This window comes from Bosea sp. F3-2 (assembly GCF_008253865.1).
Taxonomy (GTDB): Bacteria; Pseudomonadota; Alphaproteobacteria; order Rhizobiales; family Beijerinckiaceae; genus Allobosea.
The window spans coordinates 945604-956338 of record NZ_CP042331.1 but is presented as its reverse complement, the minus strand read 5'-3'; the positions used below and the strand labels follow the sequence as shown (position 1 = coordinate 956338).

The following is a 10735-nucleotide window of genomic DNA, read 5'->3' as shown; positions in this document are numbered from 1 at the left end:
CGATGACAGCTAGCAACGCCTTCGTCGATTTTCTGCGCACCTATGGTCCAAGCGCCTCGTCCAAGGCGCTCTATGACGAACACGTTTATCAATCGTCGACTGAGCACGGTGTTGATCCGATTCATGTCGATCGGCCGCTCGTTGGCGAGCTAATCACTAATTTTCAGGGGTTAGACCCTCGCAACATCATCCTGACCGGCACAGCCGGAGACGGAAAAACCTGGCATAGCCGCCAGGTTTTTACCGCACTTGGAGGGACGATCGCTGAGTGGAATGCAGGGGAGGGTATCGTCGAGTTCCCTCTGCCCTCCGGGCATAGGCTCGTCATCATCAAGGACCTCAGCCAGTTTCACGAGGACCCACGGCAGGAAGGGATCCTCAGCGAGATGCTGCAGGCGATCCTTAAGAGCAGCTCGGACTCGGTTTTCCTGCTCTGTGCCAATGACGGGCAGCTGCTGCGGTTCTTTCGGACCTATGTGAGCAAGCACCCTGATGCGAGCACGGTCGAAGAGAAGCTGCGGACTATGCTGAAGGAAGACGGCAAGCCCGATCCTTCGCTTCATCTGACCATGCATAATCTCAGCCGCCGGCCGCAGGATGAGTTGTTTGATCAATTGGTCGATGCTGTCGCGAACCACCCTGGCTGGAAGGATTGCGTCACCTGCCCATCCAGTTACGCCGAACGCGATCCGATCAGACGCAACCTTCATATTCTCGCGAAGACCTCGATGCGTGATCGCCTTCGCGATTTGATCCGGATCGCCGCGGCAAATGACACGCATCTACCGATGCGCCACCTCCTGCTCCTGATCGTCAACATCATCCTCGGGGTCTCGGGGAAGAAAACGGCGCTAATGGACTGCAAGCTGTCAGGCCATCTTGCCGATCAGGACGAAACCCACCTCTCGAACCCGTACGACAACGCCTTGGGTCTGAATCTGAAGCTTGACGGCAATCGCGACTACCTTGCCTTCACCGTCTTCCAGAACTTCGGGATTGGGCAGGAAACGAACAACGCAATCGACAGTCTCCTGATCGACGGGGCTCCCTCCGATCTCTATCAGCGCTTTGTCGGCAGCGACGAGTTGCATGGTTCGAAGCGCTTCGAGGCGATCAGGCAGGAGTATCGCAAGGGTGAAGCCGATAGCTTTCAGCGCTTCCAGGAGGCATTAGAGGCCCAGCGCCGAAGACTTTTTTTCGTTCTCCCGAATGACCCGAAATTCGGCGAGATGGACCCGTGGCGCCTTTCCGTATTCATGCACGGGGGCGCCTATGTCGAGTTTTGCGACGCACTGAAGAATGGGCAGCGCACCGATAAGACGATCGGCCGACTCGTTATCGGCCTCAATCGCAGCTACTCCGGCGCGATGTGCGATGATCATGATCGGGTCTGGTTTACGGCGCCCGCTGCCAACACGCAAAGCAGAATTGGGCGTGTCCTCGATATCGATCTGCCGCTAGGGGATGCGCCCAGGGATACAATCACCGTCAACTTCGATGCCAAAGGAAGCTTCAATCGCCCTCAGATTGTCGTTCTGATGCGAGAGAAGATCGGTGGCCCCTCGCATCCCATCGAGTCGAACCCGCTCCAACCTCTTCTCTTTGAGTATCTTCTGCGCGTACAAGGCGGCAGCCTTCCAGGCAGCTTCTCTCGCCAGTGCTTCGAAGAGTTACGGCAATTTCGCCTGCGCGTTGTTGCAAAGCTCTCCCATCTCAAGCTGATCGAACTCGACGACCTCACGCAGATGTCGATCGTCAAGCTTGGCACGGAAGGTCGCCTGCAACGCGACAGTATCGGCGTGACGGGGGCGATCTGAGATGCCAGCGAACATCCTTCCCGGCGCCAAGCCGCTGCCGGGCTCACTTGAAATCCGCAACATCGAGATTTGGCTCGAGCAGCAGATCTGGGGGCATCGCTTCTTCTCGGATCAGACCCCTTGGTTCCTTCTGCTAGAAGCGCTCGGTGTCATCGCCTCACGTGCTGCGGACAAGAACCATGACCGGATCTTCCCGGGGGAACCCGCTGACGGCAAGCACGAGCAATTCAGTTACTCGATGTCGACGAGACCGGCACTACGCATACTGCTGTTCAAGGACCGACATATCGACGAGATCGCCGATTCTCAGGCCGTTTCCGACAACTCTATGTGGTCGCGCTGGTTTGATCTCGTTCCCGGCGGAGAGCCTCAGTTCGGATATCTGAAAGACCGATTCACGCGTTTCTCAGCCTTTCGCAATGCAGTCGCGCTGCTCCGTGGCGCTGAAGTCGAGAGTGAGCGCAAGCGGAGGCCAAACTCGCGCCATCTCGCACCGCGTGGTCCCGACATGCTTGCGGCCGACTTCGGCGAAACTACGAACGGTGGCATCAACAAGGACCGCCGATTCTTCGCGCGCGGGGGTGAACTGCTCTACCTGATGCTCAATCGTAGCCAGCATCGGGACAAACTCGAAAACGCCGTGCGCGAACGATTGCTCTCGCCTGGCAGTCGCTGGAATGCACTCGCCAAGATCCTCCAACCCGAGGGGCAACAGCCGACCGCAGGATTCGAGGTCGGCTATCTGCCGCTTCCTAAACATGAGGTCTACGACACGCTCGCCCAGGATTGGTTGGCGCTTCTTTCGCTGAGGGGACTTCCAGAAGACAACCTCCCTGAGCCGCTTATGCGCCTCTCCGGGCTCGCTGTGATCAATTATATGACACTGCGCTCGGCCGAGGTCCTCGGCGTTTCGCCAACCGAGTTCCCAGTGGACATGATCAGTCCCGACACTCTGGCCGTGCAGCGGATCTCGAAGGACTGTTTCCGGCGCCATCGTGACCAGTCGCGCTTGGCGATCGGGAAAATCGTCGAGGAGTTCGCGAAAAGCCCTGAGTACCTAGATGCGGCGAAACAAGCGAACCCGTTCCGGGCGATGAAAGAGCTCGTCGAGAAACGGTTCAACTATGGGCTCGCCTCCACGCCGCTTGCCAGGGTCCCGGCGGAACTGAAAGAGCAGGCGATCTCAAACCACGATCAGCATCTGGGACGCGTCGTCGGGTTCTATGCCGAGCAGATCGGTTTTGCTGTCGCTCGGCGCGGGACTGGGCGTTGGTACGCAGCGAGCGACGGGCTGATCGAGGCATTGGTCCTTGCCAATGTGAAGCACCCGATGGAGTTCGAGACGTTCCTTGAGACGCTCTGGAAGCGGTACCGGATCGTCATCGGCAGCGGCGTTGGACGCCAGGCATTTCAGACCGCCAACTACGCACATCTGAAGGCCAATCAACGCCTCCTCGAAGACCGGTTGAGGGTTTTGGGGTTGCTGAAACGCCTCTCAGACGATTGTGCCTTTGTGACTAACCCCTTTGTGGAGTGAGCTGATGAATGCCCCAGTGCTATCAGCCATTTCGGCCGAACTAAACCTCATCGCCAAGGTCGCCGTCGCACGCGCTCAATCGGAAGCCGCGGATTCGACCACCCAAAAATCACTGTTCCGGATCGTCGGATTTGACCCGGCTGTGACGTCGAGCATCGCCAAGACGTTCGCCGCGATCAAGGGCGCCGAGGTGCACGTTCACGATGACCTGAATGATGGGTCGTTGCCGCCCGAACTGCTGACCACAAAGAGCGCGACCTTCTTCCGCAACGCCGAGCGGAGTGCCGGCGGTGGGCTGATTGTTTTTGCGGTCCCAACCGATCACCTCGACGTAGTTGGCGCTACGGTCGGAGAAATCAAGCAGATCTCGCAGGAATCCCTCTGCGCTGCGCCAGACCTCTGGTTCGATTGCTGCCCCGAGCTGTCTTCGATGGAGGCTCGTATGCGCCAGTATGTGCGCAACGCGGTGCTCGGAGCGATCAGCGCAGGGGTCCTGACTGACGGCATCAACATGATGGCGCGCTTCATGCTCTTGCTAAATCAGAAGTACAAAGCGGTCGCGATCGAACGTGCGCTCGATGAGGCCCTGCCGGCCTTCCGTATTCCGGCGGGCGCGGGGCGATTTAAGGATATTGGCGCGAAGGGACGACTGAAATCCAAGGAGGCCTGGAGCAGTGAATTCGTTACCTTGCACGAGCGCGCCGAAGACGCGCTTTATCTGCGGAATGACCGCGGCGCTCCGCTTGATCGCGAGATCATCCGCAAGCGCCTGCCAGTGCTCGTGGGAGAGGCCAAGATCACCCAGGAGGAAGCCGACATCTTTGGCGACCTCTTGGACGACACCACCCTCCAAGCTGGCCGATGGCGCCCGAGCCAGGATGCGGCCACCCAACTTCGTTGGGACGTTGTCGAACGTATCCTAAAGGCGACACGCGAGACGAAGAAGCCAAAGCTCGGAGAAGCGACTGCCGAGTTCTTCAAAACCAATATGCCGAAAGTTCTCGATCAGGCCGATAAGACGCTGCTCGATGCGTTAACCGGGACCGGAGAAGCGGACGAGCAGGAGCGCGAGTTCTTTTTTCGCTATCGCGAGCAGCTGCAGGAGGACAAGAAGATCCTCAAGCAATGGGAGGCGTTCGTATTCAACAAGATCGGCACGCACCCTGATCTGCTTTCAGGACTGTTGCTCTCGGCGGCAGACCTCATCCGTGATGCCGAGTCACTTCCTGCGAATCCCAAGCTCGTCATTCGCCTCGATGGTTCCGACAAGTTGGCGTTCTGGAAGGCCAGGAACACCGACATCGTGACGTTCCTGCGTGATCGCTATCGGGGACTCTCAGAGCTGCTGGCGCCTGTCGTCGGGATCGATTTCGGGATCTGCTGGACCCATTCGATCGACAGAACGAAGGGGAGGGACAGGTCCTCCACAGCGGCAAGGACCTTCAAGTTCGACATCTCGCTCGTTTCGGCCGACGATCCGCCAGGCAAACTACCGGCGAACAGCACGCAGCTGACGTGGCTTCTGCCGGCAAACTCATTCGCCAACGCCTATTCCGAGAACATGCTTGAGGTCGCTAGGACGGAGGGAGAAAGCCCGGCTCCGCGGGCTCTGCTGGCTCGAGGGCGGTTCTCCAGAGCGCAGAACACGCAACGTGCCATCGACGGAATCATCGATCTCGAGGATCGCTCTACGGTCCAGGATGCCTTCGACAATCCAGACGGTCGTCTCGTCGATGTCAACGCGCGCGAACTCGACATGGGCGCCTCGTTCGAGGGGGCGCTCACCGGACTGAGCGGCACGCTCCTCGACAGCTCCGTGGTCACGGAGATTCGGGCAGCGTTCGACGCCTTCCACGTCTCCTACTCAGCCGCCGTCCGAGCGTTTATCAAGGACGATGGCAAAGGTCTCACCGAGCCAGCGCTGATCGAGCAGTCCGTCCTCTATGGAAAGCTGCTCGCACTGCTGCGGGAGAAGGCCCGTAAAGACGAGTGTCGTTCGAAGCTTTGGGAGCCGATTCTCTCGATCGGAATGGCGCGCTCGATCGACAAGCCATCGGTCTCGATCTCCTGCCCTTGGCATCCATTCCGGCTGGCCGAAGCGCATGCAAAGGCATTGCGGCTGGCAAACGCATTCAAGGCGCTGATTGAGGCCGGCGGCAGTGGAACCGATTTGCGCACCTTCGCCAAGGAGGTCACCGCATCGGTTGATCGCGGCTGGCATCCGGCATTGTCGATTGCCCCCGATACCCCACGCCCGCGTCTGCTCATCGAGACCGAGAATTTCGCTGATTTCGGGCTGCTCGAGCCTCCAACGGCAGATGAGGGAGCGGAGGGCGCCTTTGACGGCTATTCTAAGGAGGCGACAGCTGAGTTTCTGAACGTCGCTCAGGAGTATCTCGATCTCAACCCGCACGAGCGAGCGAACTTCTCGATCGTGCTCTACAACGCCGACAATCGCGATCTTCCGTCCCGCCTTGCCGATCAGCTCGCGCGCAAGATCGAAGCTGAGACCGATCTGCGCTGCGACCTCGTCCTGACGCACACGGATCAGAACAGGCTTCGGCAGATCTACTCGGAGCAGAACGTCACAATTAGCCGGGAAATGGACGGGGTTCTTGCCACCGAAGCGGCGCAGACGTTCTTGTCGCGCCTACGCGTCGGCTTCCTCGACGTCGACTCGGTCAAGCGCGGCGCCCCAGAAGGGCGCAGCTCCGACATGGTATTCCTCCACGACGTCATTGCCCGCAACGCCCACGCAAGCTGGCGCAAATGCGTCCCCCCTCTTGGCGGATGGCCGAGCTTCCTCGATCACGTTCCCGATGCGGAGACCAGGCGGCAGTCTTTCGAGGTCGGCGCTCGCAAGACCGAGGTTCTGCTCATTCCGTCGGAACGACCGGTTGAAGTGCAGCATTACGTAGACCTGATCCACGACCTGCATCGCGATCATCGTGACACTTCTCTCGACCATTTCGTCCCGGTCCGCGAGGTCTCCTTCGACGAGGACACCGTTAAGAACGCGATCGAGCAGGCGCATGCGGTCGCGACCTGGGTCGTTACCTACGATGGCATCGCTGATTTGCAACTGCTGAGGAACAATGGCGTTCAGATCGTTAGGTTCATCACGCGACCGGGCTCCAGCCACAACCTAGTTGTCTCGACCAAGCAGAACAGCAAAACCCTACGGCAGCGCCTGACCGGGATCATTGGCCCGATCGTCGGTGGAGTAGGTGAGCCCATTGATATGCTCTCCAACACCTGCATCGATCACGCTGCCCATATTTCCGGGCGCGTCGTCCTGCGGGCCGCTCGGCTGGAGCGCAATGCGCTTGAACTGCTTGGCCTGGTGCTCAGCCGGCAGATCATCACGGATTCTTTGCCACAAGGGATGCTGCCAGTTTGCTGGCTCCTGCTTGACGACTTCGCGGATTGGCTGGGGCACAAGGGCAAGAAGGCCGACATCCTGTTGCTCTGCATCGGCGAGCAGAACGGCAAGCCGGTACTCGACCTCATCATCGTCGAAGCCAAATTCGTTGGTAAGGACGCAGACGCCGCCGAGGCGAAGTCCTCACTCGAGCAAACGCAGGCCAGCACGAACGATCTGCGTGATCGCGTCATTCAGGACGAGGACCATCTCAACAAGGCGACTTGGCGCGGCCGGCTGGCTGATCTCCTTCTCGAGCACGGGCTTTTCAGGCAGCGTGTCGGCGAGCGCAGTCCCAAAGAGTGGGCGAGCCTTCTGAGAACAGGATCCGCTGACATTCGCATTCGCGGCGCCTCTATGGTGTTCGTGCACGATTGCACCGATACCAAGATCGAGCCGCTCGAAGCCGACAGTGCCGAGCAGCGGCAGTATGTCTTCGACCGTGCGGAGATAGCTCGCACACTACGCCGGATCACCGACCCGACGATTGCGCCGCTGACGATCGCGCTACCTGTACCGGTCTCGAACCAGCCCGCGGGCGATGGCGTCGCCAAAGAGAGCGTGCCAGCGCAGGAAGCTGCCGTCGTCGAGGTCGCGACGGCGACGAAGCCGGAGGGGACATCCCAACTTGCTGAGGGGGCGAAACATGCCCCCGTCGTCGATGAGCAACCCCAACCTGTCAGAGGCGGACCAGGGCTTTATCCGCCTTCTGTCATCGAGTTCATCGAGAGCAAGAAGCCCGAGACTGATGACCACGCGACGCTGCAATGGCTGGAAGCCACGAAGACAAAGCTTCGGACTGCATTGCGAGGTTATGGCCTCGCTGCGGAGATCATCGGAGATCGGCTGACCCCGAACGCAGCGCTTGTCAGGCTGAAGGGATCGGACAACCTGACGGTTGCCGATCTTGAAAAGAGGAAAGGCGTCCTTCTGACGACGCATCAGCTCGACGTCATCGACATTCGCCCGGGTAGCGGCGAGGTCGTTGTGACGATCTCGCGCCCGAAGCGAGCCAAGCTAACGCTCGAAGACCTATGGCGCAGGCGCAAATTGCCGAACTCGGCGCCAATGCAGAACGGCAGCTTCCTCATTGGCGAGAAGGAGCAAGATGGAGAGCTACTCTACCTCAACCTGTTCGAGGAGTTTAACGGACAGCCCCAACACGGGCCGCACACGCTAATCGCCGGTGAATCCGGCGGGGGAAAGGGCATTCTAACCCGCAATCTGCTGCTTGATCTGCTTGCGACGAATTCACCTCAGAACGCTCGGGTGCGCTTCGTCGATCCGAAGTTCGGCGGCGACTATCGTTGGATCGATCAGATGCCGCATCTCGATGGCGGCATTGTCTCGACCCAGTCCGAGGCGATCGAGACGCTTAAGGATCTCGTCGACGAAATGGATCGTCGTTACGTCGAGATAACGAAGGTTGCATCGAACATCGACAAATTCAACGCGAAGGTCCCGCCTGAAGCCAGGCTCCCGCGCATCTTCCTGTTCCACGACGAAATCGGCGATTGGCTGGCAGATTCTAGTTCTGACTATCGCGATGCCGTCGAGAACTACGTCGTCAGGCTGGCCTCGAAGGCTCGCGCTGCCGGCATTCACCTCTTCATGATCACGCAGCGCCCAGACAAAGATGCGATGCCCGGGCAGGTCAAGGCCAACCTCGGGAACAAGATCTGCCTTAAGGTGTCAACTGCGTCGAACTCCAGGATCGTGCTCGATGAGAGCGGTGGCGAGAATTTGCTTGGACACGGACACTTCATTGCAAAGCTGGCGAACGAACGCGTTTCTAATCAAAGTAGCCTGATCTATGGCCAAGTTCCGTTCGCTGATGAGGACGAAGCCTTCGATCTTGCCATGGCGATCAAAGCGCATTGGAAATGAGCAGCGCGCGAGAGATTCCAGACTAGCACATGCCAGGCGTCAACTCCGAAACGACACGGCGGATGCCTGGAAAACGCGTCGGCGGCTTTCTCTACATCCATAAGTCGGCCGTCGATCTGCTTGAGCCAGCGGACCGAGCAACGATTGCCTCGGCGGCAGCGCTGCTTTCGGCCATTGATTGGAACGTTGCGAAAGTTTGCGGCCCCAAGATTTCGCTGTTGCTGTATGAGGACTTCGACGACGTCGCGTTCCCAGCACTTCTGCAGTCGTGCACGTTCAACCCGACTTCTGGCGCCATCGAGGTTCACGACTACAGGAGGCGGGCTAATCCTCCGATCCTGCATCGGAAGGAGACGCTATTGCGTCCGGACGACCATAGGGTTCCGCGTTTTGCGGCCCTAACCCGGCAGGCAGAAGACCACGGGCTCTTCGCCGATACAAAAACAATCGGGACGCGAAAGCGATGGAACGAACTCATCGCGAAAGGCGGACTAGTTCTCAGGGGGCATTCACTCGCAAAGGCCCACGAAACGGCGGTCAAGGTCGAGCGCTATCGTACGGCCCTCGTTCGTCGCGATCTCTCCCAACCCATCGCCTTGATGCGGCGATTGGGCATGATCAACCGAGAAACAACGGTGTTCGACTACGGGTGCGGTCAAGGCCACGATGTCGCTTCCCTGATTGAGAATGGCTATGACGCATTTGGCTGGGATCCGCACTTCGCGGCAGACGGACCACGCAAAGAAGCCGACGCCGTCAATCTCGGCTACGTCGTGAACGTGATCGAGAACCAAGCCGAGCGGATCGAGACTGTGCGTGACGCTTGGGGGTTCGCTCGCAGGACACTCGTCGTGTCGGCCATGCCGTGGGGCAAATCCCCGACTGTGAGCTTGAAGTCTTACAAGGATGGCTTCCTGACAAGCCGCGGGACCTTCCAGAAGTACTTCACCCAAGAGGAGCTTCGGTCGTTGGTCGCCACTGCGACCGGCGAGGAGCCGATATCGCTTGCCCCTGGTATGGTCGCGGTGTTTCGCGACAAAGACCTCGAACAGGAGGTCAGTTTCCGCCGGCGGTCTAAGGCCGCCGTCCTCGCCGAACGCTTCCGGCCGCCGCGGCAAGAGCGCTCGGTTCGGGTGGTTGCCCCATTCGTCAGGGAGCGGATTGCCTCAGAGCTCGAGGACATTTGGCGAACCGCACTCGATCTCGGACGCTTGCCGTTGGCGGCAGAGCTTGCTGAGGAAACGCTCGGCGGGTTGGCACGAGCCCGTGTCTCGGTGGATCGGGCCCTGTCGATTTCCTGTGAGATGTTTGATCACGCCGATCTGGATCGCGCGGCAGAGGCGCGTCGGGAGGATCTGCTTGTGCACTTCGCCCTGACGCTTTTCCCCGGCGCCCCTCGACATTCGACTATGCCGAAGTCGATTCAACGCGATGTCCGCACGTTTTTCGGATCCCATGCCCAAGCTCTGGAGCAATCAAGAGCGGCGCTGTTTTCTGTGGGGCAGTCAGGCATTCTCGCCAAAGCCGCGGAACAGGCGCAATCGGAAGGGATCGGAACCGTCTCTGACTGCTATCGGTGCAGTACGGATCAGATCTCCCGCGCTCCAGGTCCTATCAGGATCGTGCTTGGCTGCGCCGAGGTGATCGCTTCTGAGATTGCAACGAGCGATTTCGTCGAGATCGGTCTCGAAGACGGGATCGTCCGCGCGATCAGTTGCGAGGATAGCTCTCGATCAATCCCTGTCATTTCGGAGATCATCGAGGTTGACCTAAAGGCGCTGCGGACGAAGAGAAGGAAACAGAGAGATAGGCTTTTGTATCTCAAGGCTCGCTATATGGCCCAAGACGATCCGGCTCGCCCAGCGCAAGAGGTCGTTGATGGCAAGCTGCTGTCGAGCGGTATTGTTTCAGCAACAGGCCAAGGTCCCGATGCCGGCACGCTCGCTAGGCTACTCCGACCATAAGCCGCTCAAGTCGGGGGCAACACTCCGGAACTCCAGGTCGCTGGTTGCATGATGAGATGGATTCGTTGTGAAACGCAGCCGGTCCGAAATAATGGGCCAAACTCGGCTG

Annotated in this window: 4 protein-coding genes; all 4 read left to right on the top strand. The window is 59.3% G+C overall.

Translation table 11 applies throughout. The annotated features are described in order from the left end of the window. Nucleotides 1-2: 2 nt before the first annotated feature. From FQV39_RS04475 to FQV39_RS04460, 4 genes are read left to right on the top strand one after another with little or no spacing between them, the layout of a single operon-like run. Nucleotides 3-1817, top strand: a complete 1815-nt coding sequence (locus FQV39_RS04475; protein ID WP_149129212.1) for a hypothetical protein — start codon at nucleotides 3-5, stop codon at nucleotides 1815-1817. A 1-nt stretch (nucleotide 1818) separates the two neighbouring features. After that, nucleotides 1819-3354 (top strand): hypothetical protein, encoded by a 1536-nt coding sequence (locus FQV39_RS04470; RefSeq protein WP_149129211.1) that lies wholly within the window; start codon nucleotides 1819-1821, stop codon nucleotides 3352-3354. A 4-nt stretch (nucleotides 3355-3358) separates the two neighbouring features. Further along, nucleotides 3359-8662 (top strand): FtsK/SpoIIIE domain-containing protein, encoded by a 5304-nt coding sequence (locus FQV39_RS04465; RefSeq protein ID WP_149129210.1) that lies wholly within the window; start codon nucleotides 3359-3361, stop codon nucleotides 8660-8662. A gap of 29 nt (nucleotides 8663-8691) precedes the next feature. Then, nucleotides 8692-10626, top strand: a complete 1935-nt coding sequence (locus FQV39_RS04460; protein WP_149129209.1) for a DNA phosphorothioation-associated putative methyltransferase — start codon at nucleotides 8692-8694, stop codon at nucleotides 10624-10626. The last annotated feature ends 109 nt before the right edge of the window (nucleotides 10627-10735 follow it).

What these genes read in the sequence shown, in the direction of transcription:
- FQV39_RS04475 (WP_149129212.1), top strand. Translation starts at nt 3, where the DNA reads ATGACAGCTAGCAACGCCTTCGTCGATTTTCTGCGCACCTATGGTCCA.
- FQV39_RS04470 (WP_149129211.1), top strand. Translation starts at nt 1,819, where the DNA reads ATGCCAGCGAACATCCTTCCCGGCGCCAAGCCGCTGCCGGGCTCACTT.
- FQV39_RS04465 (WP_149129210.1), top strand. Translation starts at nt 3,359, where the DNA reads ATGAATGCCCCAGTGCTATCAGCCATTTCGGCCGAACTAAACCTCATC.
- FQV39_RS04460 (WP_149129209.1), top strand. Translation starts at nt 8,692, where the DNA reads ATGCCAGGCGTCAACTCCGAAACGACACGGCGGATGCCTGGAAAACGC.